Raw genomic sequence first — 24,225 nt, 5'->3', positions numbered from 1 at the left:
TTTCGTACCGGAGCGCATGCAATGAACCAAATATTGTCTTCGCCCGCCGCCGCCTCCCCGGCTTTCCCGACGCTTTCTCCGGCTCAGGTCCGCGCCGAGTTGCTGGCAAGGCGGGAAATCCTGCTCGCCGATTTGAGGGAAGAGGACCCCTTTGCCAAAGGCCACCCGCTCTGGGCCGCGAACTTCCCGTTCGGAAAACTCGAGCTCGACGTTCCTCGACGCATTCCCCGCCGCGACGTTCTGATCGTGCTCTACGGCAAGGACGAATATCGCGATCTTGCGCCGCTTGCCGCGCTCAAACTCGCCGGCTGGAGATACAGCAACGTCCATCTGCTCGAAGGTGGCCTCGCCGCTTGGGAAGAAGCGGGCTATGAAACTTTTATCGATGTCAACGTGCCGTCGAAATCCTTCGGAGAACTCGTCGAAGCGCACCGCCACACACCTTTGCTACCGGCCGAGGAAGTGCGGCGCCTGATCGTTTCCGAAACGCCTCCCGTCATTCTGGACGCGCGTCGCTTCGACGAGTTCAACACGATGAGTATTCCGACAGGTACGTCGGTGCCGGGAGCCGAACTTGTGCTTCGGGTGCGCGACCTTGCCCCCGACCCGAACACAACCGTGATCGTCAACTGCGCGGGACGGACACGCTCGATTATCGGGACACAATCCTTGATCAATGCGGGTATCCCGAATCCGGTTGCTGGCCTGCGTAACGGCACGATCGGTTGGACGCTTGCAGGTTTGACATTGGATCGGGGGGCAACGCGCCAATTTCCTGAAGCCTCGCCCCACGCACGCACGCTGGCACGGGCAGATGCCCGCGCAGTGGCGGAGCGCGCCGGCGTCCGCCGCATTTCGTTGCAAGAGGCGGAGGGTTTGGCAAGCCCGGATCGCACCGTCTACCGCATCGACGTGCGACCTTCCGAGGAATATCAGCGTGGTCACTTGCCCGGGTTCGTGAACGTTCCTGGCGGACAGCTTGTGCAGGAAACCGACCATACCGCTCCGGTTCGCGGCGCGCTTATTCTGCTTTCGGATGATGACGGCACCCGCGCCGACATGACGGCATCATGGCTTTCGCAAATGGGTTGGGAGACATATGTCATCACCCCCGTTGACGACAGCGAGTGTAGCGAGCGCGACGATGATCGGGCGAATACCATTCCAGCCCCATCCGCAGCCACCGTTTCACCGGATGCCCTTCGAAAATGGCTGGCCGACGGAGACACGCTCGTCATCGATGTCGGCAGTTCGGCAAACTATGTCAAAGGTCACATTCCTGGCGCCTGGTGGGCTCTGCGCGCGCAGATCGAACATGCGCTCAAAGCCATCGGGGCCGCCGAGCGAATTGTGGTCACTTGCGCCTCCGGCACATTGGCCAAATTCGCGGCTGCCGACATCCAGGCACTCACCTCCTCCGAGGTATACGTCCTCGAGGGCGGCACCGGCAGATGGTTGGCCAAGGGATTACCGGTGATAGAGGGCGAGGAACGCTTGGCATCTCCTCGCATCGATAGATATCGCCGTCCTTACGAGGGCACGGACGCGCCGCGTCAAGCCATGGAGGACTATCTCGAATGGGAATATGGCCTCGTGGCGCAACTTGATCGCGATGGCACGCATTTCTTCCGTGTCATATAGCCATGAGCCAAGTCCCGGAAATCGGCGCGAACTGCGGTTCAATGGGGCAAGGCTCTGATGGCTTGAGCCTGCCCGTCGAAGAAATGGATGTTCGATGCCTCCGCCGAAAGACCGATCTCGCCGCCGACGGCGGGGACCTCCCCCTCATCATGCAGGACCAGGCAAATCCGGTTATCGGGCAGCAGGACATGCAGCAGCGTCACCGCGCCCGTATATTCGCAGAGACTCACAGTCCCGCGCAGAACGCCATCTCGCGGTTCCACCACCGTCAGATGTTCCGGCCGGATACCGAGCGTTTCGGCTGATTGCGGAGCCGCCAGACCGGCACACAGCAACGGCGCATCGGCGGCAGGCAGGATGTTCATCTTGGGGCTGCCGATGAACTGCGCGACGAAGACATTCGACGGCCGTTCATAAAGCTCCCGCGGGGAACCCACCTGCTCTATCCGCCCGTCGCGCAGCACCACGATCTTGTCGGCAAGCGTCATTGCCTCGATCTGGTCATGCGTCACATAGATCATGGTGGTGGAAAGACGCTTGTGCAGGGCGGCGATCTCGGAACGCATATGCACGCGCAGTTCGGCATCGAGGTTCGACAGCGGCTCGTCGAACAGGAAGACATCCGGGTTTCCGACGATAGCACGGCCAATCGCGACACGCTGGCGCTGGCCGCCCGACAATTCGCGGGGGTAGCGGTCGAGCAACGGTTCCAGTTTCAGGGTCGCGGCCGCTTCGTTCACCCGCCGCTGGCGCTCCTGCGCAGGCACTTTCCGCACCTTTAGCCCGAAGCCCATATTCTCTTTCACCGTCAGATGCGGATAAAGCGCATAGGACTGGAACACCATCGCCACCCCGCGTTGCGAGGGTTGCACCTCGTTCACCACCCGGTCGCCGATCTTCAACTCGCCATCGCTGATATGTTCCAATCCGGAGATGAGGCGAAGCAGCGTGGACTTGCCGCATCCCGACGGGCCGACGAACACCACGAACTCACCCTCGTCGATCGAAAGGTCCACGCCGCGAATGACCTCGACCGAGCCGAACCGCTTTTCGATGCCTTTGAGCAATACACTCGTCATAAGCTGAAATTCCTCATCCTTTCACGCCGGATAGCGCAAAGCTTTCGATGATCTGCCGCTGAGCGATCAGGTAGACGATCAGGATCGGCACCACGGCGAGACTGGTTGCCGCAAGCTGGAGGTTCCAGAGCGGCAGACCATAACTGTCGTTGAAGTTGGAAAGCGCCAGCGGCAGCGTGAACATTTCAAGCGAGCTCACGAAGATCAGCGGCTCCAGGAACAGGTTCCATGAATGCAGGAAGGTGATGATGGCCACCGCCGCCAGCGCCGGGCGCGACATCGGCAGCGCGATCTTCCACCACACGCCGAAACGGGTAAGGCCATCCATCTTGCCGGCCTCCTCCAGCTCCTTCGGAAGCGCCAGGAAATACTGGCGCATCAGGAAGGTCGCCATCACGCCCTGAGGCCCGAAGGTCGGCAGCAGGATGAGCGGCCAGTGCGTATCCACCAGGCCGAACCACCGCATCAGGAAGAAGTTGGGGATGATCGTCACCTCCTCCGGCACCATCAGCGCCGAGATGAGGAACAACATCAGCAGAGCAGCACCCGCAAAGCGCATCCGCGCCAGCGCGTAACCCGCCAGCGACGAGATGACGAGCGTCAGCCCGGTAACGAGAATGGCGATGTAGAGCGAGTTGAAGTACTGTCGCGCGAACGGCTGGTAGGTGAAGACCTCGACGAAGTTTTCCCATCGCCAGACGCGTGGGATCAGCGACGGAGCGCCGAAGATTTCGGTCACGCTCTTGAACCCGGCCGAAACCATCCAGATGAAGGGAAAGATGAAGGGGATCGCCGCAATCAGGAGAGCGATCGTCCAGCAGGCACGGTATAGAATTCGGGTCTGGCGCAGGCTCATTCCATTCCCTTTCGTCTCAGCGCGACCTGCACCAGCGTCAGCACCATGACGATCGCGAACATGATCATCGCAAGCGTCGAGGCATAGCCGACATTGAAGAACTTGAAGCCTTGCTGATAGATGTAGAAGGCGAGCACCAGAGTGCCGTTTTCAGGTCCGCCGCCGGTCATCTGGTAAATGTGATCGAAGACCTTGAAGGAGCCGATCGTGGTGATCACCATGATCACGAGGGTCGCCGGTGCCAATAGCGGCCAGGTTATCATGCTGAATATCTGCCGGCGCGACGCGCCTTCGAGGCGGGCAGCCTCCTCGTAGTCGCGCGGGATCGCCTGCAGCGCGGCGATGTAAAGGATCATGTTGAGACCGACCATCTTGATCACGCGGGTGATGATGACAGCCGCCATGGCCCAGTTCGGCTCGCGTAGCCAGTTGGGGCCGGAAATCCCGACAAGTGCCAGCACCTGGTTGATGAAGCCGCCCTCGCCCTGCAGCATGAACTTCCAGACGATGGCCCAGGCGATCGCCGAGGTGACGACCGGGGCGAAGAACACCGTGCGGAAGAACACGACGCCCCGAAAGGGTCGTGAGAGCGCAAGCGCAAGCGTGAGCGCAAGCGCCATGTTGAGCGGCACGAGGCCGAGTGCGAAGATGACCGAATTGCGCACCACATGCCAGAAATCGGGGTTTTCCAGCAGCGCATTCTCGAAGTTGGCAAGACCTACGAAGGTGGCCTGCTGGGTCAACAGGTTCCATTCGGTGAGCGAATAGTAGGCCACCGCCAACAGCGGGCCGAGGAAGAAGATGATGAAGCCGATGACGGTCGGGCTGACGAACAGCCACGCCTCCATCATCTCCCTCGCCTTCAGCGTCAGGCGGGACTTCTGCCCGCCGCGCCTGGTGATATGAATGCTATCGGTCATATTCGACCCAATCAGAGCAGCGGCTGGATGGCCGAGCAGATACCCTTGATGGCCTGATCGACATCTGCGTCCGCCTTCCACAGGGCATCCACCCTGGGGGCCATTGCCGCCAGGAGCTGCGGAGCCTTCTCATGGGCCGGATGCACACGGCCATTGGCAATCGCGGCCGCCACGTTCTTCATCATCTCCGGCGGCACGAGCTTGTTGCCGCTGATGAAGGCATCGGCTTCGAGCACGCTCTTGCGGGCCGGCGGGAAGAATTGCGCCATGGTCGCGACATTTTCCTTGTTGGTCATGTGCGCGACGAATTCGGCGGCGATCTCCTTGTTCTTGCCCTGGTCGAACACGACCAGCCCGGCCTGGCCGATAACGGGCGATTCTCCGCCCGGACCGCCCGGTAGTGGCGCGATACCCCAGTTGAAGCCCGCCTCGGCCATCTTGGAGGCACGCGATATCTGGTTCACCGTCATGGCGGAATTGCCAGAGAAATAATCGCCCTGCTCTCCGGGCGGGACGATGGACTTATCCTTGAAGACCATGTCGTGGAGCTGCTTGATCGCCGCGACGGCTTCCGGCTTGTCGAACCCGCATTCCTCGTTCGACCAGATGTCGCCGCCATAGGCGCGGATCGGCGGCAGGAGTGCATGGGTCATCCGCGAGGCATACCCCTCCCCGTCCTTGAACTCGAAACCCCATTTGCCGGGATTGGCTTCCGTCAGCTTCTTGGCGACCTGCTGGAACTTCGTCATGTTCCACTCGCCCTTGGCGGCAAGCGCCAGTGGGTCCTCCAGACCTGCTTTGTCGAACATGTCCTTGTTATAGTAGATCATGAAGGGCGAGGTGGAGAACGGGATGCCATAAACCGTTTCTCCCTTCTGCCAGAGGCCCATTGCCGGCTGCGAGAAGTCGGCGAAATCATAGCCCTCCGCGGCCTTCAGCGTCGGGCCGAGATCCATCAACAAATTGGCGTTCTCGAAGGCGGGAGCGGCATCCTCCATCATCCAGGCAATGTCGGGCGGATTGCCGCCTGCCACCTGGAAGGTCAGCTTCTGCGTATAATCATTCACCGGCACGGTCTCGAACTTCACGTTCACGTCCGGATGCCTGGCCTTGAAGCTCTCGGCAATGCCGTTCAGCATTTTCAGATGCGCCTCGCTGCCCGTCCAGACGGTCATGCGCAGGTCGGTCGCGAGAGCGGACGTCGTCGTCATCAACAACGTCAAAGCGGATGCTACGATACCTGTTAGTGCGGCCCTCATGGTTTCCTCCCCTTTTGGTCGCTGGTCTTCGGCCTTTACCGAATGAATGCCGCGGCATTCGCTCGGTAAAGCGTAGTCAATTGCAGAGATCCCGGAGGGCACTCTGCGTCTCGTTTTCAGGCCCTCCCGACGCCGCTCACTCGGCAGCTTGCGGAAGAGCGCCGGGCGCATCCCCGATCGACCATCCTCCGTCGACCGGAATGTTTGCGCCCGTGATGTAGCCCGCGGCATCGCTGCACAGAAAGACGAAGGCGCCGACGAGATCCTCGGGCCTGCCCTGCCTGCCGACGGGTATCTTGGCGACGACTGCCCTGCGGAAGGCGGGGTCTTCGTAGCGCACCGCATTGGCCTCGATTTCGATGGCGCCCGGCGAGACAACGTTCATCGTCACGCCGCGATGTCCGACCTCCCGGGCAATGCCTTGCATGGCCGTCAACTGGGCGGCCTTCAACGAGGCATAGACCACCGTCTCGGCACGGGGGCGCGTCGCCATGATGCTGCCGGTTGCCACCACCCGGCCCCAGCCGCGCTCCATCATCGGCGGCACGAACCGATTTGTCAGCGTGAGGAGTGTGGCGAAGTTGGAGGCGACATGCTTGTCGATATGTGCATCGTTCACCTCTCGCCAAGGCAGGCGATGTTCGATCGCGGCATTGGCGATCAGTATGTCTATCCGCCCGCACTGCTCGATCACGGCATCGGCGAAAGCCTGCGTCGCCGCGCTGTCGGTGAAATCGGCTTCGAAAACCGGAACATTTCCGCCGATCGTGCGAGCCACATCCCTTGCGCCGCTCTCATTGCCGAAATGGTGTATCGCCACGTCCGCGCCGTGTTCGGCAAGGCCGAGCGCGACCGCCCGGCCGATGCCGGAACTGGCGCCGGTCACCAGCGTGCGCCGTCCCTGCAAGGAGAAGCGCGGCATGGTCATGGCCGGCCACCCAATTTGTCCGCAACCTCGAGCGAGGCGATGTCGGCCGCGACGAAGTGGGCGCGGATCTTCTGTTCGGCGAGATCGGCATCTCCGGCCGCTACCGCATCGTAGATCGCCTGGTGCCGCGCGATCGTGGCACGCCAGTCGGCGTCACTGCGATTGGCGCGGCGCGAAAACAGCTCTGATACCTCGCGCTGCACGGAGCGCATGCCCTCCATCTGCACGCGGATCATGAAGTTGCCTGTCGCCATGGCGAGCCCGAGATGAAACAGGATATCGGCTGCCGTGAAACCCGCAGGCTCGTGCAGCGAGGCCGCCATATCGGCCAGGGCCTGCTGCATGGTTTCCAAGCCTTGGCTATCGCGGCGCTCGGCGGCAAGCCGTGCGATGCCCGTTTCGATGACGAGGCGCATCTCGTTGGCTTCCTGGAGGCGCTTGAGGCTCGAGCGCACGGCATAGCCATAGATCTTGTCCATCGGGTCGCCGCTCAGCGCCTTGGCGCGGGCAACCTTGCCCTGCTGCGTGAAGATCAGGCCGGCGGCTGTCAACTGACGCAAGGCTTCGCGCGCAATCGGCTTCGAGACCCCGAATTCCCTGGCGATCTCCCCTTCTGGCGGCAAGGGCTCGCCGGGCGAGATGCGGCCATCGAACAGCGCCGCGGCAATCGCGTCGGAAACCCCGTCCGCAAGCCGCGAAGGGCTGGCAGGCTTGTCGGTGAATACAGGTTTCCTGTCGGAGTTGTCGGTCATCTCATTCCTCATATAGCAAACCCTATCATGCAGTTTTCAACTTAGCAACTAGGTTTATCAGTTGCCAAGATAACATCCTGTCGGTAGAAGTATCAGACAAGCCGGCCAACGGCGAGCAAAACATGGAGCATAAAAAGCCCGATGGACCCCGCACAGACATCACCCGGCGAAGCCATCCGCATCACCGACGTGATTGCCCATCCACTGAGCCAGACGCTTCCGAAACCAACGGTCACCTCGTGGGGCTCCTATACGAAAGTGTCCATCGTCCTCGTGGAAGTTCGCACCGATGCGGGCCTGATCGGCGTCGGCGAGACGCTGGCGCGCTTTTCTCCGAAAGCCTATGCCGATCTGATCGAGACATCTCTCAAACCCCGGCTCGTCGGCCAGGACGCACGCAATATCGGGGCATTGTGGCAGTCCATGCGTCGGTCGCTCTCGGGACGCGCCGGCGGCATGTTGATAGAAGCCATCGCGGGTGTGGACATCGCGCTCTGGGACATCATGGGTAAGGCGGCCGGACTGCCGATCTCCAAGCTTCTCGGCGGCACGGGCCGCGAACGGATCGACGTCTATGCCGCGGCAGTGAACTGGGTGGATGACACGGAGGCCGACCGGGAGCTGGAGCGCTATATCGGCGAGGGCTTCCCACGCATCAAGGTGAAGATGTCCAACCCGGTGAAGGAGGCCTGCCGCCGCATCGAGCGGCTGCGCGATCGAGCCGGCGACGATATCGCACTCTGCGTCGACGCCAACTGGGCGTATAATCTGGACCAGGCGATCGAAGTCGGCCGGGCGCTGTCGGCCAACGGCTATTTCTGGTTCGAGGAGCCGCTCGCCCCCGAAAACGAGCAGGGCTACGAGGAGCTGCGCAAGCGCTGCGATGTGCCGCTTGCGGGGGGCGAAAGCAATTTCACCGCCGATCAGGCCCAGCGCCTCGTCGCCAACCGTACCCTTTCCATTCTTCAGCCGGACGTGGCGCGTGCCGGCGGCATAACCGAAACCCGCCGCATGGCCGATTACGCCGCCCTGCACGACGTCGGCTATGCCCCACATATCGGCATGTCCGGCATCGTCTGCGAAACGGCGAGCGTGCATCTGGCGGCGGCGCTGCCCAACTTCAAGGTCATGGAATGCGAATGCGACCTCAGCCCCTTCAAGCGCGAGCTTGCCGACCTGGCGCCGGGTTGCCTTCGACAGAAGGACGGCACCCTCGATGTGCCGACAGGCCCGGGGCTCGGCATCGAAATCGATTGGGATGCCGTGAAGCGGCTCCGCATTCAGTGAGGTCCACGAGAAGATGACGACTTTAGCCACGCCAATCACCGCCGATGTCACCGAAGCCATGCGCCTTGCCATGCTGCGCGCCGACCCGGCGCTCAGCCGCTTCGATCCGCTTCCGCGAATCTTATCCTTCGACGATTTCTCGCGCGGTCATTGCGGCTGGTCGCAGCTTGTCGGCAATTACGAGGACAGTCTCGATTCCATGCTCCCGGGTTATGCCCAGCACTCCAGCGCCATGCTCTCGACCCTCGGACATTGGGAAGCGGGCTCGCATGGCGGCATGGATTCCTCCTATGCGCTGAAGATCGCCACCAAGCCGCGGCCAGGGGCTCAGAACGTCGCCATCAAGCGACATACGTTTCGCAAACGCGGGCCTATCCGTTTCGAACTCTTCTTCACCTTCAAGCCGGAAGCGACGGAACTGAAGCTTTCCGAAACGGATGTCCGCTCGGTCGGCTTCCTGTTCGATCTGCAATGCGGAGACCGGGATGGAGATGGCGAACGGGTCATGCCGCATCTGCGTTTCCTGAATGCGCTCGAGGGCAAGCACCTGCAAAAGTGGCAATACAAGCGCGAGACGACGCATTTCACCTCGATCGGCAGCGAGGACAAGACCGTCAGCCATTACCATCTCTCTCCCGACGGCTGGCTGGATCTGCCGAACGGCGATCAACGGCTCTGCTATAACGAGATCCCCACCAAGGTGAATTGGAGCTATTTGCGCTTCGATTTCGACCTCGCTTCGATGAAGGCGACCGGGCTGCAATGCAACGACCGCAGCTTCGATTTGTCGGGCTTCGATTCCATCCGCATCCCAGCGATGAAGAACCTGTGGTGTATGCTCAACTTCTGCCTGTTCGCAGAAACGGACGTTGCCAAGCGCGCCTTCCTCTACGTCGATTCCATTTGCATATCGGGGGATTTCTGATGCTGCCCGAGAACATCACCGCCATCGTCGCCCGCAATGAGCGCTGGAGCGGTGACGCCGCAAGCGAGCCTTACGAGGCCGGCTGGGCACGCGAAGCCGTTTTCTTCGTCCGGGCCCTGAAGGACCCCATCGGAGCCGTCCCGAAAGCCTGGGTGGAGATTTCGCCGGACGGCATGCATTGGGTGCCGGAAGGTACCGAATTCGTCATGCCGGGGGAGCTGGACGGGATCGCGGCAGCGCGTGTCCGGCATTTCGGCAACTGGCTGCGTGTTGCCACGCGCTTCGAAGAAGGGTCCGAATGCACCGTTCTGGTGACTGTGCATTTGAAAGCCTGATGCACGCAATCGATCGGAAACGGGCATGAGGCCGGACCGACGGTACAGAAATGTGTCGGCATCACTACCTTTCAGGCTCTCAGGAAAGGAGTTGCGCCGCTTCGCCTTGCTGGGAAAGCAACCTTACGGCTTTCCGGTCGAGTGAGACGAAAGTTTCGCCACCTAGCCATGTCCCTTCGTGGGCCATGATACCGTCGGCGAAATCGCCGCCGGCTTCCAGCATTGCAAGCCCGACCTCGACGGCTGGCCGGTTCATGACGACATTCCCGGTATCGAGCAATGCGCGAATGGCGGAGGCGATTAGCTCGTCGTCGAAGCTGTAAACTCGGCGCAGCACCCATACGAATTCGCATAGACACGGCAAGGAAACTGCGATCAACGAGGCTTGCTTCAGAATCTGGTCCACGCTGCTGGCTTGCTTGGGATCGTCTCGCACGACGCCCCGAACAAGGACGTTGGTATCGACGGTGACTTTCACTCTTCGCCCGCCCAGCCGGCGGCGGCGGCTTTGTTCATTTCCTCAATCGTAGCGACTTTCTTGGTTTTGCCAGCAAGCAGGCCGAGGAAATTGTCTATAGTTCCGGTCGGTCGAGCTGCCCGCAATCGAAGCTCACCGCCGGGCAACTTTTCAAAGTCGATCCGCTCTCCCGGCTTGATGCCGAGGTGTTGCAGCAAGTCCCGCTTGAGGGTGACCTGGCCTTTCACAGTAACTGCCAACGGTGCCATAGCAGCCTCCACGTTCTATTCCCGCAACAAGGTAATGTAAAACTTCATTACCGTCAATGCTGAATAGAGTCTCGCAGGCTAGAGTATCGCTTTAATCAACCGAGATAAGCCCCCTGCACGAGCAATTCCCGCCGCAGGTCCTCATATTGGATGTAGCGCGGGCTTGCACGATTGCCGACCGAGAGCGCGGCCGCCACGCCCGCCGCCTGCCCCAGTGCGAAACAGGGCGGCATGACGCGGATGGCGCTCAAGGCCTCGTGGGTGGCCGAAACGGCCCGGCCGGAGACCAGCAGGCCGTCATGGATGCGCGGCAGCATCACACGATATGGTATCTGATAGACATTCGCGGTCTGCGGGGCTTCGCCACCGGTGCCGCCGCCGGAGCCTGCAGGATCGTGGATATCGAGCGGATAGCCGCACAGCGCTACAGCATCCTCGAACGACCGTCCCGAACGCAGGTCGTCCAGCGTCAGCTCGTAGTCGCCGTCGATGCGGCGGGTCTCCCGCACACCGATCTGGGTCGCCGTGTCACGCAATTCGACATTCTCGAAGCCCGGCAGGTTGTTGCGGAAGAAATCAATGAGCGCCATGGTCTGCTCGCGGCCTTCGACTTCCGCCAGCGACAGCTCCCGCGCATCCGCCCCGTTGCGGCGAAGCACGCGGCCCGTATTGATGCGCCAGACACCTGGCTCCATGGTCTTGTAGAGGCCGATACCGCGGCGCGGCGCGGGAAACCGGCCTTCGGCGGTCGCCCTGGCGACGATCGAGGAGAAGGGACGGAAATCCTCCGGATGGGAGCGGACATAGTCTTCCACCACCCGATCATCGACGTTCTGAACCCGGAAGAACAGCGTCTGCGGTTGGGCAAGGCCGTCGCTGTCGCGTCCCTGCCGGGTATGGACCCCGGCATAATGGGCGACATCGCCATCCGCCGAGCAATCGACCACCACCTTGGCCCGGGCCACCCTCAGCCCGCCCTTGCCGGCGCAAACGACACCCGTCACCCGCGGCATGTCGATATCGGCGCCATCGACGATCGCATCGACGACCATGGTATGCAGAAGCAATTCCACGCCGGCCTCGATGCACATGCGCTGCGCCACGACCTTGGCGGCTTCCGGCTCGAAGGGCGTGACCTTGTCGTGGCCATAGACGATGAAGCCGCAATAGGCCGAGCCCGCCGGAATCGTGCTCGGGTGAAGGGCGCCGCCGATCGCCATCATCCGCTGGACGAATTCCTCGTAGATGCCGCGGATGAGTTGCTGGCCGCCATCCAGCGAATAGGAGGTCATGCAGGGACCGACGAGGCCGGCCGTCAGGTTGCCTCCGAGAAAACCATACCTCTCGACAAGACGGACCCGCACACCAAGGCGTGCGGCTGCTACCGCGGCAGAAAGTCCGGATGGCCCTCCACCGACAACAAGGACGTCCACATCATCGATTTCGGGGATATCGGCCGCATAGGCGTAACGCCGCACCGTCTGCTCCATGTCCTCGTTCTCCCCTAGCGGAACATTGATCCGCCATCGACGTCGAGCGCCGAGCCATAGGTGAAGCTCGCCGCATCGGAGCACAGGAACAGGATGGCCGCGGCCATGTCTTCCGGACGCCCCATGCGCCGCATGGGCAGATTGGCGGCGATGCGCTCCTTCAGCGCCGGATCGATATGCGAATGCATCGGTGAATCCGTCGGGCCGGGATTGAGCGCATTGATCCGGATATTCTTGCCCGCCAGTTCGCGCGCCACGGATTTGACGAGCGAAAGCGTCGCGGCCTTGGACGCCGCGTAAGGCGTGTCGGCGATCAATCCGCCGCCCCCATGGACACCCGCGTCGGAGGCGACGCAGACGATCCTGCCTCCTGCGGGATTGTCGAGCATACGTTTGACGGCGGCCTGTACGGTGAAGAAGGTGCCGAGCAGATTGACGTCGAGAACGCGGCGCCAATGGGCCCAGTCCTGTTCGAAGATGCGTTTGGCGGTGATGATGGCCGCACAGGTCACGACGTTGTCGAGCCGGTCGAGATTGGCGTCACAGTAATCGAACGCTCTTGTGATGCTTTCCGGATCGCCGACATCAACCGGTACGGCGTGGATCTTGGCGCCCATCTTGCGCAGCTCGGTGCCATAACGCTCCAGGCCCGCCTCATCTCGATCGGCCATGACCACCTCTGCTCCCTTGGCCGCAAAGGCGCGAGCGGTTTCCAGCCCCATCCCGCTCGCGGCACCGGTGATGAGAACGGATCGGCCGGCGAAGCAGTCGTCGGCAAAGGTCGAATAGGTCTGAGGCATTATCGACGGTCCTTGGTTGAAGCGGTTCCCGGAGGCTCGGGGCAAACGAAACATGCGCTGTCTCACGGCAGCCATCACACAAGGAAACTTAGCTACTATGTTATGTAGTTGTAAAGATCGAAATCGTCGCTGAACTGTTTTAGAGACAGGATAAGAGCTTCGCTCGCCGGACGGAGATACCCGACAGGACGCTGACCGCGACGATACCGGCGCGTGTCTCAGTTCAAGATGATTTTCCGGAAAGCGCGGAACTAGCCGGCAGGCCAGGTGGAAAGCGCCTGCTCGGCAACGGCCTCCAGCATGTCGCGGCTGAAGCCGGCTTTCGCCTGAACCGCCATGCCGTGAAGGACAGCCATCAGGAAGGCCGCAAGAGCGTCAGGTCTGGCCATCTCCGGCAGGTCGCCCGCCGCCTTTGCCCGTTCGAAGCGCTCACGCAGTTGCGCCTCGGCGGTCGCGCGAGCGTCTATCAAAGCCTGCCGCACCGGCTCCGCTTCATCCGATCCCGCCAGGACCCCATTAATGCCGAGACATCCCGTATGATCCGGATAACGCGTATTGAGATCGATCGCACTAAATAGAATGCGCGTCGCGACCTCGCGGGCTGTCGGAAGCTGAAGCGCCTTGGGAAGGTAGTCCAGGTATCGCTCGTAGTAGCGATCGAGCGCTCGGCGGAACATCGCTTCCTTGTTGCCGAATGCCGAATAGAGGGCGGGTCTTTCCACACCGGCTGCCTCGGTCAGATCCGCGTAGGAGGCCCCCTCGTACCCCTTGCGCCAGAAAACGCACAACACGGCGTCCAGCGCTTTCTCCACGTCGAATTCGCGATGGCGTCCCATCAGTTCAGCTCGGCCACATTTCCATAATGACTGTTATTAAACTGCTTGACAGCTTCCGTCAATATTTCATACCAATCGTTATCGTAACACTCGTTACAAAAATTATGCACAGTCGCTTTCGAAATCAGGCGACACCAGAGATGATGGAAGGATTTTCATGTCGAACACATTGAAGGGCAAGGTCGCCCTCATTACCGGCGGCTCGCGCGGGCTTGGCGCCGCGGTGGCGGAGGCGTTTGCCCACCAGGGGGCGGACGTTGCGATCAGCTACGTCGCCTCGGCCGAAAAAGCCGAAGCGATTGTGGAGAAGCTGGAGGCCAAGGGCGTGCGCGCCATCGCGATCCGGAGCGATCAGGCCGATATGACCGCGGCCAAGCCGCTGGTCGATAAGGTAGTGGCGCACTTCGGCAAGCTCGACATACTCGTCAACAATGCAGCGATCGCCGTGCAAGGCAAGACGGTCGACGACCCCGATCTCGACACGGTCAATCTCGATCGCCAGTGGCAGATCAACGTCATGGGCGCGGTGGCGACCACGCGCGCGGCAGCGCCGGTGTTGTCGGATGGCGGCCGGATCATCTTCATCGGCTCCGGTCTCGGCAGCCGTGTCCCGTTCCCGGGCGTGGCGGACTATGCGGGCACCAAGGCGGCAATTGCCGGGTATGCGAAAGGTGTACAGCGTGACCTTGGTCCGCGCGGCATCACGGTAACGGTGGTGCAGCCGGGCATTATGCCGACTGACATGGCATCGGCGGTAGCCGACAAGTTGCCCGAGGCGATCATGGATCTTCACGCAATTCGCCGGATCGCGACGCTGGAAGAGGTTGCGGGGACCGTTTGCTTCCTCGCAGGCCCAGACGCCGGCTATATCGGTGGCGGCGTCATCGACGTTGCCGGCGGCTTCCAGATCTGAGTGCCGAAGGTCAAAGCTCGAACAGGCGCGATCCACGCCTGACCCGCAAGGAGGAAGCATACTAATTTGGATCCATGGATCCAAAGGCGATTTTCAGCGAGCTGCAAGATGAGATTGAGTCGGGTGAACTAGCACCAGGCTCAATTCTCAAGCAGGAGGTGATCGCCGACCGCTTCGGGGTGAGCCGGCAGCCAGTCAGACAGGCCTTGGAGCGGTTACTTGGGAGTGGTTTGGTCGTACGGCGTCGCGATCGAAGCCTGGCGGTAGCAATTCTCTCGCAACGGGAAGCGACTGAACTCTCCGAACTTCGGGCTATTGTGGAGATCGCCGCCTTGGAGCAGTCGCTCCCGTTGCTCTCGTCAGCGGTCTTGCGGACGGCTGAAAGGCTCAACGACGAGCTCATCGCAGAATACGACCCGGTGCGCATACTGGAACTTGACCAGCAGTTTCATCTCACGCTGTACAGCGGATGCAAGAATACTCGGCTGCTTAAAACCATAACAACGCTGCGACGAGAATCGCGGCGGTCGACGCTTCACCAAAAGCGTGGCGCCAAAGAGCGCACTGACTTTTTCGTGGAGCACTCGGCAATCATTGCTGCTTGCGCGAAGCAGGATCTCCACACTGCCGCGCAACGGCTTCGCCGTCATCTCACACGAACGACAGCAAGACTTCTTTCCATGCCGGCAGAGGATGATCTGACATGAAAGTCAGCGTCGAGATACATTGGGAGCGAGAAGGAGCGGTCTTCATCGATAAGCGCTACAGCCGTGCGCATACTTGGCGCTTTGACGGCGGCCAGATCGTGCCGGCGTCGGCTTCGCCGCATATCGTGCCACTTCCTTATTCCGTGGAAGGCAACGTCGATCCGGAGGAGGCCTACATCGCAGCGATTTCCAGCTGCCACATGCTGACTTTTCTCTCGCTCGCGGCACCCAAGGGAATCGGCATCGAGAGCTATATCGACAAGGCGATCGGCGTGATGGAGAAGGTCGACGGAAAATTGGTCATCAGCCGCGTCGATCTTGATCCGACCATCGTCTACGCCGGGGAACAGCCGACCGCCGCGATGCAAGCGGAACTGCATCACTCGGCGCATGAAGAGTGCTTCATTGCCAATTCCGTCAAGACGGAAGTCCGGGTCGTTGGCTTCGGCCAATGACATTGGCCGGATGCCCTCATCTGGCGTCTGGCTGTCCCCTGAACCCTCGAATACGTGTCGCAGCCGCACTCCCGCAGGAATCATCAGCTTGGTCTGAGATCGCTTTTCATCAAGGAAGAAGCTCGCTATGTTCCACTTTTGTTCAGCGGCGCTGAATAGCGGATCAGCGTCCAAGAAAGCCACGTGAGACCGAATGACTACGGCATATCTCGAGAAGCTCAATGATCGCCAGAGGCAGGCGGTCGAACATGGGATTGGCCTGCCGGAAAGCGGGATCGGCGGTCCGCTTTTGATCATCGCAGGCGCCGGCTCGGGAAAGACAAACACCCTTGCACATCGGGTCGCCCACCTCATCGTCAATGGAGCCGACCCGCGTCGCATCCTGCTGATGACCTTCTCTCGCCGGGCCGCCGCGGAGATGAGCCGCCGAGTGCAAAGGATTTGCCGACAGGTCCTCGGTGACACGTCGGCGATCATGACAGACGCGCTAACCTGGGCGGGCACGTTCCACGGGGTAGGTGCGAAGCTGCTACGGATCTATGCCGAGCAGATCGGCCTGAACGTCGACTTCAGTATCCATGACCGTGAGGACTCTGCTGACCTGATGAATCTTGTCCGGCACGAGCTTGGGCTCTCGAAAACGGAAAGCCGCTTCCCGACGAAAAGCACCTGCCTCGCCATCTACTCGCGCGTCGTAAATTCGGAAAGTTCCGTCATGGACGTGCTCAAGTCTTCATATCCTTGGGCGGTCAATTGGGAGCTGCAGCTCAAGGAACTGTTTGCAGGATATGTCGAGGCGAAGCAGGCGCAAAACGTCCTCGACTACGACGACCTCCTGCTCTACTGGGCGCAGATGGTGTCCGAACCCGATCTTGCCGACGATGTTGGCAATCGCTTCGACCACGTCCTCGTCGACGAATATCAGGATACGAACCGCCTTCAGGCGTCTATCCTGTTCTCGCTCAAACCCGGCGGGCGAGGTCTCACTGTCGTCGGCGACGACGCCCAGTCGATCTACTCGTTCAGAGCAGCAACCATTCGCAATATCCTCGACTTCCCGAACGAGTTCTCTCCCCAGCCGGCAGACGTGATTACTCTGGAAAGGAATTACCGCTCGACGCAGCCCATTCTGGCGGCCGCGAACGGCGTCATCGACCTCGCACGAGAGCGATTCACGAAGAATCTCTGGTCGGATCGGCAGTCGGAGCAGCGGCCTCTTCTGGTGACCGTGAAGGACGAGGCTGATCAGGCCGGCTATATCGTCGAGCAGGTGCTTGCAAACCGCGAGATCGGCATTCCGCTGAAGAGCCAGGCCGTGCTGTTCCGTTCCTCCAGCCATAGTGGAAATCTCGAAATAGAACTCACACGGCGCAACATCCCCTTCGTCAAATTCGGCGGCCTGAAATTCCTCGATTCCGCCCACGTCAAGGATTTGTTGGCCGTGCTGCGTTTCGCCCAGAACCCACGCGACCGTGTGGCAGGCTTTCGCCTTCTGCAGATGCTCCCAGGCGTCGGCCCTCAGACGGCAGGGAAGATTCTCGACACGATCGCCGCTGACCCGGAACCACTGCAGTCGCTTGCGGAAATTCCCCCACCGCCGAAGAGCGGCGACTGGCCTGCTCTCGTGACGCTGCTGTCAGCCCTGCGCAAAGTGGAGGCGGGATGGCCGGGAGAGATAGCGCTCGCGCGAACCTGGTACGAACCGCATCTCGAGCGGGTCCATGAAGATGCAGATACGCGCAAGGCAGACCTGCTGCAGCTTGAACAGATAGCAAGCGGCTATGCCAATCGCGAACGCTTCCTGACCGAGTTGACGCTGGATCCACCGGACGCCACCAGCGATCAGGCTGGGGTGCCGCTGTTGGACGAGGATTATCTGATCCTGTCGACCATTCATTCCGCCAAGGGGCAGGAATGGCGGTCGGTGTTCATGCTGAATGTAGTGGATGGATGCATCCCGTCGGATCTTGCGGTCGGAACGACGGCGGAAATCGAGGAAGAGCGTCGTCTCCTCTACGTCGGGATGACCCGCGCGCGCGACAGCCTCACACTTCTGACGCCGCAGCGATTTTTCATCGGGGGACAGAATTCGCAAGGCGACCGTCACGTCTATGCCTCAAGGACCCGTTTCATCCCCGCGACACTGCTGCAGTTCTTCGAGGCGACCACCTGGCCGCAGATCAGTGCATCGGCCGGAGAACGGAGCGCGCGTCAGGTCAGGCTGGATGTCGGCGCCCGAATGCGCGCAATGTGGAAGTGATGGCTGACGCTGATCTCGGGCGGGCTGTGTGCTTGCAGCGCGTAACGCTATCCTCCCTCTCCCGAGCCGACCGTACTGTATCGGACCAGTTCGCTTTCGAGCTGTAGGAAAGTTGGTGCGGCGGCGACCCGTAAACCGCTCTCATGCTCTATTTTGGATCACTCGCTAACAGCTGGCTTGCTACCGACGGTGGAAACTATCCGCAGGAAGGCGCCGATGGGACCATTCAAGCGGCGCAACATTCAAGACGGAAGAGCCAGGCTGATCCACCTAAGCGAATCAAGCCCATTCGTGATCTCCGCTTCAAGAATCTTCTGCAGGCGCGGTGAAGTGGCGCCCGATGAACGTTCACGCCCGCCCGAGCTTAGCGTATGATTTCGAGAAATTCTTGCTCTGACCCTCAGTAAGTTTGTCACGAGGCACCGATCATGAACATAGCCAGCGATGTCCGTTTCTGGGACCGGAGTTCACGCAAGTATGCCCAGGGTGCGATCACGGATCAGGCCGGGTATGAGCGCACGTTGGACCGGACCCGTGCGCTGCTGGGATCAAACGGCCGTGTTTTGGAGCTGGGCTGCGGAACAGGGACGACGGCGCTTCGACTGGCAGGCGATGTACAAAGCTATCTTGCGACGGACATTTCCGCTGGAATGATCGCGATTGCCGAAGAGAAGCGCGCCGCGGGCCCCTTCCCCAAGCTTGCCTTCCGCACTGCGACCGCAGAAGCGCTTATGTCTGAAACGGGTCGGTTTGATGCAATTCTGGGCTTCAACTACATCCATCTGGTCCGCGATCTGCCCGGCACGCTACGCTGCATCCATGCCTTGCTTGCACCTAATGGCTTGTTCATTTCCAAGACGCCCTGCATCGGAGATATGAACCCGCTCATCCGGTTTGTCTTGCTGCCCGCGATGCGCGTGATCGGTAAAGCACCCTATGCCGGCGTCTTCGGGGCGGCGGACCTCGGCCAGCATATATGTACCGCAGGCTTCGACATTCTTGCCACTGAGAACCACGCAACGAAGGGTAACGAACCACGGCCCTACATCGTGGCTCGCAAGAGGTAAATGTGGGCGGCCGAGGCTGGACCGTCGCACGTGAGAGTAAATTCGTCCTACTAAAGGTGGTCGTGGCACATCAACAGAGACTTATGTCGTCCGCGGCCGAGGGTCAGATTGCTCGAAGGTGAAGGAGGTCAGGAGGTTCGTGACAATGTTGGTCGCCTTCTCCTTCACCAGAGTTTCTGTCCATTCATCCGTTCCTCTCAGCCTGAGGTCGCTGTAGATGCTGTCAACCGCACCCTCTTCGAGGCGCTTGATATGTGTCGTGAAGGCGACTTCACTATGAGATTGATAGAGGTCACGGACGACCATGCGAAGGATTTCCTGCATTGCGATCTGCCATGCCGTCGTGCTTGCCTGAAGTTCGAGCGTATCGTCTGCCATGGGATGTCCTGCATTGGTGGATTATCTAGGTGCATGGTGAAGCTGGCATCACGCCTGTTTTGCCCGCCTCGTAATGAGAGCTGAGGTTGCTCTCGCACGGTCATCCGACTCTTTTGCCAGCCGGGCTTCCCGCAACCGAGCCGTCTTCGCATCGCGAGCCTGCGTTACGAAATCTTGCTCTTCCACTGCCTGGTCTCTGGCAAAGAACTGGCTCTGTACCTTGCTGAAGGCGCTTTCCGCCTGTTGACGAGTCTTACTGAACATCTGTGTCATGGATTCCCTTTCTCGGGCTCGGCCGTTCTGTCGGCCAAAAAAAACCGGGCATCACGCCCGGCTTTGGTTGGTTCATGCCCTCGACAGTGCCAGTACATCCGTGGTCAAAGGAGAGCAGGTACCGATATTAGGCAGCCTGGAGATTGCAGGCCGACATCTTGCCCGACTTGCTGTCGCGCTCCAGCTCGTAGCTGAGCTTTTGACCTTCGACGATTTCGCGCATGCCTGCACGCTCGACAGCCGAGATGTGGACAAACGCGTCAGCGCCACCGTTGTCAGGCTCGATGAAGCCGAAGCCCTTGGTGGAATTAAACCATTTAACTGTGCCAGTGGTCACGATGAACCCTTTCGTAGCATTAGTGATCGACCACAATGTCGGTGACATCGTGGATGGTGATAGCGATGTTTTTAAAGGAAAGGTTCGTTCAGGCGCGGTGCCAATCGCGCGGTAACCAAAGCTCAGCAAGAAAAAGATCGATAAACGTTAGATAGTAGTTGGCAGTCATAATGTCAACCAGTAGTTTCGGCGCATGATCCGACATCTACGCCTTTACCCGGACCGCGCGCCCTGCGCGTTATTCCAGCGGGACAAGGACTGTTGGCTGTTCGCCCTCGCATGTCTGCTTTTGGGCCGATAGGCGCGATGACGCAAAGCGCCAATTGCGGCCATGAATTGAACCGGCAATGTGCATGTCCCAAATTGGTTAGGCGGTCAATTTGCATCTGCCGATGCGCACTCTAGCGGATGCGTGGAACTACTGGATTTTCAAGAAAGCGGTGTCGGAAAGTTCTCGCCACAACCACACCTAATCCAAACCCGGATATCAATCTTGCCAGCAAAAGATCAGGCAATGAATAGGACACCAGCCAATAAAAGGTGCCAAATGCCAATAGCGATGCCGCGACAAGGTAAAGTTGGCGGTCCGTAGCTAGTCGACCAAAAGCCACAAAGTGAAAGCCAGTGACACTCCCCACCAAGCATGGCAAAAACTGACCGAGAGTTATCGTCGGCTTCATCGTAAACGTATCCAACAGGCAAAAGATGGATGCCAATAATCCGGTACCCAATAGCTGCAACACGGCAGCTCCAACGAGTCGTGTTCCGCCGGAATACTTCGGTTTCGAATAACGAAAATAGGTGACCAAGGCGTTCTCCTTTGAAGTGCGGCGCCGTCGATGGGCTGCGACCGCCTTGAAATTCGTACGACCTCAACCAAAGTTGAGGTCAAGGGGAGAGACAATGGCGCGAGAGTAACCGTTGGATAGATAGCGGCAGAATGGGTGGACACCCCGTGTTAGTTCGCTTCGGACCGAAACGCGTCGTTCACTCAAAGAAATTCCCACGCCCTCACCTTCAGCGTTTCGACAAACGAAGCTCAGAACAAACCTCGCAACAACAGCACTCAAGCCGAGAGGGCTAAAGTTTAGGGACATTGTTACGGCCGAAGCAGTCGTCGCTTGAGATTTTTCCATTTACCGTCGCGATGATCGGCGGACATTCTTGCACTCCAGCCCCGGCTCTGGAATGGATGGCCATAGCTCTCAACGCCTGGCTTACGCGGCGGGCACTGAAGCCCGACCAAGCGATAGCACAGGGTCCAAAGCCTAGCCGTCCACGAACGCTTTGCGTCTGAAAACTTCCGCAAGAAGCCATGTTCCCTGATCCGCTTCCTGTTCCGAAAGCGCCGAAAACCCAAGCAGCAGCCTCGACGTATCGGTGGAAGCCACGTTCATCCGCGAAAGCGGCATGACGACGACGCCCTTCTTCAGAGCCGCGGAGGAAACGGCAGTGTCATTGCGCCAGGTTCCGGTGCTTTTGACCGTGAGATTGATCCCCTGATCCGGCAGCAGCACATGGACATGTTCGGCCATGCGTTCGGTCAGGAAACCCGTCAGCATATCGCGCGAGGCGCGAAGTCGTTCTCGCAGACGGCGGAGATGCGCAGGAAAATAGCCCTCCTCGAGGAAATCCGCGATCACGCGCTGCTGAAAGGTCGGGGGGCAGCGGTCGACCGCCGGACGCACCGCCCTGAACGCACCGACCAGATCGGCGGGAACCACCAGATAGCCGATCCTGAGGCTTGGCAGCAGGGCCTTGCTGAACGTGCCGGTGTAGAGAACCCGATTGGCCTTATCGAGGCCATGGAGCGAAGCGATCGGATGTCCCTGGTATCGAAATTCGCTGTCATAGTCGTCCTCGACGATCCAGCAGTCGTTTTCCTCCGCATAGGCGAGGAGGCCGAGCCTTCGCGAAAGCGAAAGGACCGACCCAACCGGATATTGATTGGAGGGCGTCACGTAGAAGACCGAGGGCGGCGGAATAGCACCGACCAGTAGTCTTTCCGTGTCAAGCCCATCCCGATCGACGGGAAGACCGACGACGTTGATACCGTTCAGCGCCAGGCATTGCCTGGCAGGCGGATAGCACGGGTCTTCGACGATGGCCGTATCGCCTGGCGTCATCAGCACGCGAAAGGCAAGGTCGAGCGCCTGCTGCGTTCCTGCCGTTATAAAAACCTGATCGGGCGTACAGCGCACGCCGCGCGAGACAGCAAGATGCGCGCCGATGGCAGCCCGCAATGCGTTTTCGCCCTGGATGTCTCCATAGCCTTCGAAGGCGTAATTCACGTGGCGCGCCGCAATGCGGTTCAAGAGCCGAGCCGTTCGTTCGTCATGGGCGATACGCCCGGTGACGAACGGCAAAGCCTTCTGCGGCTCAAGGCTTGGGCCGCGGGTGAGGATCGCCGTTGCCGCGGCCGACACGGTGCGGCGGATCGGACACACGCCCTCCCCGCCCGGCTGGTCGATGCGCGCGACGCTTTCGGGAATGGATGGGGCGATATAGGTCCCGGACCCATGGCGGGCGACGGCAAAACCCTCCGCGATCAGGATTTCATAGGCTTCCGCAATGACGCCGCGCGAAATCTTCCACTCTGCCGACGCAAGACGGGTTGAGGGCAGGCGCTGCCCGGCTGTGAGCCGCTTCTCCGCCACGGCGTTTCTAAGCAAGAGGTAAAGTTGCCTTGGCAAGGGCGCTGCGGACGAAGGGTCGATCGCGGGCTGAAATCCCGCAGACGGCTCTTCGCGTCTTCTCTTCAGTATCACGTGCAGTTCCCAAGTGGCTCAAGCGTCTCGGATAAAGTGGCTCTGTTATACTCCCAAAAACTGCCCTTAGAATGAGCCACTTGCAAGCGCCAATGACGAAGAAGATATCGATCATCAGAAGCTTTGATGTGCCTTCCGCTCGACTTTCCTTCAGGAGATTTTCATGAACCCATCCATGACAAGGCTGCGCATCGCCGTGCTTTTCGGCGGCCGTTCCAGCGAGCACGACGTTTCCGTCATGTCGGGCACCAACGTGATGCGGGCGTTCGATCCACAGAAATATGACGCACTGCCCGTGTTTGTCACCCGTGAGGGGCGATGGCTGCAAAGCCGCTTCGGCAACGGGGACCTCGAGCGGCCCGCGACCGGCATCGAAATCTGCCTCGTGCCGGGCGGGCGCGGTCGTTTCCTGATGATCGGACCTGACGGAAAGACTGCCGAAGGCGGCAGGATCGACATTCTCTTTCCGGTTCTTCATGGTCTGCACGGGGAGGACGGCGCGGTGCAGGGCCTTTGCGAGGTGGCGCGCGTGCCTTTGGCTGGCTGCGGCATCCTCGGATCGGCGACAGCACTCGACAAGGATATCGCCAAACAGCTTTTAAAGGCCGCCGGGCTGCCGGTCGCCCGCTCGGTGACGATCCATCAGGAAGTGTCGCCCGTCCTGGAAGAACTCGAAGGCGAGCTTGGCCTGCCACTGTTCATCAAGCCCGCCCGGCAGGGCTCGTCGGTCGGCGTCAGAAAGGTCTCCGGCAGCCAGGAATTCGCGCCGGCGCTCGCCGAGGCATTCGAGCATGATCGCAAACTGCTCGCCGAAGAATTCATCGCCGGACGCGAGATCGAATGCAGCGTGCTGGAAGATACGAAGGGCGGTCTCTTCGTTTCGCGTCCGGGCGAGATCGTGCCGGCCGAAAGCCACGGCTTCTACAGCTATGACGCCAAGTATATCGACGAAGCCGGAGCGGCGCTGAAAGTACCGGCGGAGCTTTCCCCGGAGGTCGAAGGAAGGATGCGCGAAATGGCGGCCCGCGCCTTCCGCGCACTCGGCTGCGACGGCATGGCACGCGTCGATTTCTTCCTGATGGGAGACATGCGTCTCGTTGTCAACGAAGTGAACACCATCCCCGGCTTCACCGATATCAGCATGTATTCAAAGGCGATGGCCGCAAGCGGCGTCGGCTATTCGGAAATCATCGATCGGCTGGTGGAACACGGGATGGCGAGAGCTGCGTGAAA

At 60.4% G+C, this 24,225-nt stretch carries 26 protein-coding genes; 10 read left to right on the top strand and 16 right to left on the bottom strand.

What is annotated here, in order from left to right; all coding sequences use genetic code 11:
* Positions 1–21: 21 nt before the first annotated feature.
* Positions 22–1,641: a rhodanese homology domain-containing protein gene (locus YH62_RS05765; RefSeq protein ID WP_046793229.1), complete on the top strand. Its 1,620-nt coding sequence runs from the start codon at positions 22–24 to the stop codon at positions 1,639–1,641.
* Between the two features lie 38 nt (positions 1,642–1,679).
* On the opposite strand, the gene YH62_RS05760 is transcribed toward YH62_RS05765, so the two are convergent.
* The 6 genes from YH62_RS05760 to YH62_RS05735 form a co-directional block, all read right to left on the bottom strand.
* Complete coding sequence (locus tag YH62_RS05760) at positions 1,680–2,720, bottom strand: ABC transporter ATP-binding protein (RefSeq protein ID WP_046793228.1); 1,041 nt, start codon at positions 2,718–2,720, stop codon at positions 1,680–1,682.
* Positions 2,721–2,733: 13 nt separating this feature from the next.
* The gene (locus YH62_RS05755; protein WP_046793227.1) at positions 2,734–3,576 is read right to left on the bottom strand and encodes a carbohydrate ABC transporter permease; all 843 of its coding nucleotides are present in this window, start codon (positions 3,574–3,576) and stop codon (positions 2,734–2,736) included.
* Positions 3,573–4,496, bottom strand: coding sequence for a sugar ABC transporter permease (locus YH62_RS05750; RefSeq protein ID WP_046793226.1), 924 nt, complete (start codon positions 4,494–4,496; stop codon positions 3,573–3,575). The genes YH62_RS05755 and YH62_RS05750 overlap by 4 nt, the downstream gene beginning before the upstream one ends.
* An 11-nt stretch (positions 4,497–4,507) precedes the next feature.
* The gene (locus YH62_RS05745; protein WP_046793225.1) at positions 4,508–5,755 is read right to left on the bottom strand and encodes a sugar ABC transporter substrate-binding protein; all 1,248 of its coding nucleotides are present in this window, start codon (positions 5,753–5,755) and stop codon (positions 4,508–4,510) included.
* A 136-nt stretch (positions 5,756–5,891) separates the two neighbouring features.
* On the bottom strand, positions 5,892–6,683 hold the full coding sequence (locus YH62_RS05740; protein WP_046793224.1) for an SDR family oxidoreductase: 792 nt from the start codon (positions 6,681–6,683) through the stop codon (positions 5,892–5,894).
* On the bottom strand, positions 6,680–7,435 hold the full coding sequence (locus tag YH62_RS05735) for a FadR/GntR family transcriptional regulator (protein ID WP_046793223.1): 756 nt from the start codon (positions 7,433–7,435) through the stop codon (positions 6,680–6,682). The genes YH62_RS05740 and YH62_RS05735 overlap by 4 nt, the downstream gene beginning before the upstream one ends.
* A gap of 141 nt (positions 7,436–7,576) precedes the next feature.
* Here YH62_RS05735 and YH62_RS05730 point away from each other — a divergent pair, with 141 nt between their 5' ends.
* Genes YH62_RS05730 through YH62_RS05720 form a run of 3 tightly spaced genes read left to right on the top strand, consistent with a single transcriptional unit; the run spans position 7,577 to position 9,982 of the window.
* Positions 7,577–8,722: a mandelate racemase/muconate lactonizing enzyme family protein gene (locus YH62_RS05730; protein ID WP_046793222.1), complete on the top strand. Its 1,146-nt coding sequence runs from the start codon at positions 7,577–7,579 to the stop codon at positions 8,720–8,722.
* 58 nt (positions 8,723–8,780) lie between these two features.
* Positions 8,781–9,647 (top strand): DUF6772 family protein, encoded by an 867-nt coding sequence (locus YH62_RS05725; RefSeq protein WP_046793686.1) that lies wholly within the window; start codon positions 8,781–8,783, stop codon positions 9,645–9,647.
* Entirely contained in the window at positions 9,647–9,982 is a 336-nt protein-coding gene (locus YH62_RS05720; RefSeq protein ID WP_046793221.1) for a hypothetical protein, read from the top strand. The genes YH62_RS05725 and YH62_RS05720 overlap by 1 nt, the downstream gene beginning before the upstream one ends.
* Positions 9,983–10,061: 79 nt before the next feature.
* Here YH62_RS05720 and YH62_RS05715 read toward each other — a convergent pair whose 3' ends face one another.
* The 5 genes from YH62_RS05715 to YH62_RS05695 form a co-directional block, all read right to left on the bottom strand.
* Positions 10,062–10,460, bottom strand: a complete 399-nt coding sequence (locus YH62_RS05715; RefSeq protein WP_046793220.1) for a type II toxin-antitoxin system VapC family toxin — start codon at positions 10,458–10,460, stop codon at positions 10,062–10,064.
* Positions 10,457–10,708, bottom strand: coding sequence for an AbrB/MazE/SpoVT family DNA-binding domain-containing protein (locus tag YH62_RS05710; RefSeq protein ID WP_046793219.1), 252 nt, complete (start codon positions 10,706–10,708; stop codon positions 10,457–10,459). Before YH62_RS05710 ends, YH62_RS05715 begins: the two co-directional genes overlap by 4 nt.
* A 95-nt stretch (positions 10,709–10,803) precedes the next feature.
* Positions 10,804–12,198 carry an FAD-dependent oxidoreductase gene (locus YH62_RS05705; RefSeq protein ID WP_046793218.1) on the bottom strand — a complete coding sequence of 465 codons (1,395 nt, stop codon included), beginning with the start codon at positions 12,196–12,198 and terminating at the stop codon, positions 10,804–10,806.
* A gap of 14 nt (positions 12,199–12,212) precedes the next feature.
* Positions 12,213–12,998 carry an SDR family oxidoreductase gene (locus YH62_RS05700; protein WP_082118256.1) on the bottom strand — a complete coding sequence of 262 codons (786 nt, stop codon included), beginning with the start codon at positions 12,996–12,998 and terminating at the stop codon, positions 12,213–12,215.
* Positions 12,999–13,249: 251 nt separating this feature from the next.
* Positions 13,250–13,834 (bottom strand): TetR/AcrR family transcriptional regulator, encoded by a 585-nt coding sequence (locus YH62_RS05695; RefSeq protein ID WP_046793217.1) that lies wholly within the window; start codon positions 13,832–13,834, stop codon positions 13,250–13,252.
* Positions 13,835–13,991: 157 nt separating this feature from the next.
* On the opposite strand from YH62_RS05695, the gene YH62_RS05690 reads away from it, so the two are divergent.
* The 5 genes from YH62_RS05690 (at position 13,992) to YH62_RS05670 (ending at position 19,236) form a co-directional block, all read left to right on the top strand.
* On the top strand, positions 13,992–14,747 hold the full coding sequence (locus YH62_RS05690; protein ID WP_046793216.1) for an SDR family oxidoreductase: 756 nt from the start codon (positions 13,992–13,994) through the stop codon (positions 14,745–14,747).
* Positions 14,748–14,821: 74 nt separating this feature from the next.
* Positions 14,822–15,454 (top strand): GntR family transcriptional regulator, encoded by a 633-nt coding sequence (locus YH62_RS05685; protein WP_046793215.1) that lies wholly within the window; start codon positions 14,822–14,824, stop codon positions 15,452–15,454.
* Positions 15,451–15,909 (top strand): OsmC family protein, encoded by a 459-nt coding sequence (locus tag YH62_RS05680; RefSeq protein ID WP_046793214.1) that lies wholly within the window; start codon positions 15,451–15,453, stop codon positions 15,907–15,909. Before YH62_RS05685 ends, YH62_RS05680 begins: the two co-directional genes overlap by 4 nt.
* A gap of 193 nt (positions 15,910–16,102) precedes the next feature.
* On the top strand, positions 16,103–18,169 hold the full coding sequence (locus tag YH62_RS05675) for an ATP-dependent helicase (RefSeq protein WP_046793213.1): 2,067 nt from the start codon (positions 16,103–16,105) through the stop codon (positions 18,167–18,169).
* Positions 18,170–18,597: 428 nt separating this feature from the next.
* Entirely contained in the window at positions 18,598–19,236 is a 639-nt protein-coding gene (locus YH62_RS05670) for a class I SAM-dependent methyltransferase (RefSeq protein WP_046793212.1), read from the top strand.
* A gap of 81 nt (positions 19,237–19,317) precedes the next feature.
* On the opposite strand, the gene YH62_RS05665 is transcribed toward YH62_RS05670, so the two are convergent.
* The 5 genes from YH62_RS05665 to YH62_RS05650 form a co-directional block, all read right to left on the bottom strand.
* Positions 19,318–19,614 (bottom strand): hypothetical protein, encoded by a 297-nt coding sequence (locus tag YH62_RS05665; RefSeq protein WP_046793211.1) that lies wholly within the window; start codon positions 19,612–19,614, stop codon positions 19,318–19,320.
* 48 nt (positions 19,615–19,662) lie between these two features.
* Positions 19,663–19,887 (bottom strand): hypothetical protein, encoded by a 225-nt coding sequence (locus tag YH62_RS05660; RefSeq protein WP_046793210.1) that lies wholly within the window; start codon positions 19,885–19,887, stop codon positions 19,663–19,665.
* Between the two features lie 127 nt (positions 19,888–20,014).
* Positions 20,015–20,224, bottom strand: coding sequence for a cold-shock protein (locus tag YH62_RS05655; protein ID WP_046793684.1), 210 nt, complete (start codon positions 20,222–20,224; stop codon positions 20,015–20,017).
* 401 nt (positions 20,225–20,625) lie between these two features.
* Positions 20,626–21,033, bottom strand: coding sequence for a hypothetical protein (locus YH62_RS29385; RefSeq protein ID WP_082118255.1), 408 nt, complete (start codon positions 21,031–21,033; stop codon positions 20,626–20,628).
* A 459-nt stretch (positions 21,034–21,492) separates the two neighbouring features.
* Entirely contained in the window at positions 21,493–22,992 is a 1,500-nt protein-coding gene (locus YH62_RS05650; RefSeq protein WP_082118254.1) for a PLP-dependent aminotransferase family protein, read from the bottom strand.
* A gap of 163 nt (positions 22,993–23,155) precedes the next feature.
* On the opposite strand from YH62_RS05650, the gene YH62_RS05645 reads away from it, so the two are divergent.
* Positions 23,156–24,223 carry a D-alanine--D-alanine ligase family protein gene (locus tag YH62_RS05645; protein WP_046793209.1) on the top strand — a complete coding sequence of 356 codons (1,068 nt, stop codon included), beginning with the start codon at positions 23,156–23,158 and terminating at the stop codon, positions 24,221–24,223.
* Positions 24,224–24,225: the final 2 nt, after the last annotated feature.

Origin of the sequence: Rhizobium sp. LC145 (genome assembly GCF_001005825.1) — a bacterium.
Taxonomy (GTDB): Bacteria; Pseudomonadota; Alphaproteobacteria; order Rhizobiales; family Rhizobiaceae; genus Neorhizobium.
Note: the sequence above shows the minus strand (reverse complement) of the source record. Positions and strands in the feature narration are given on the sequence as shown.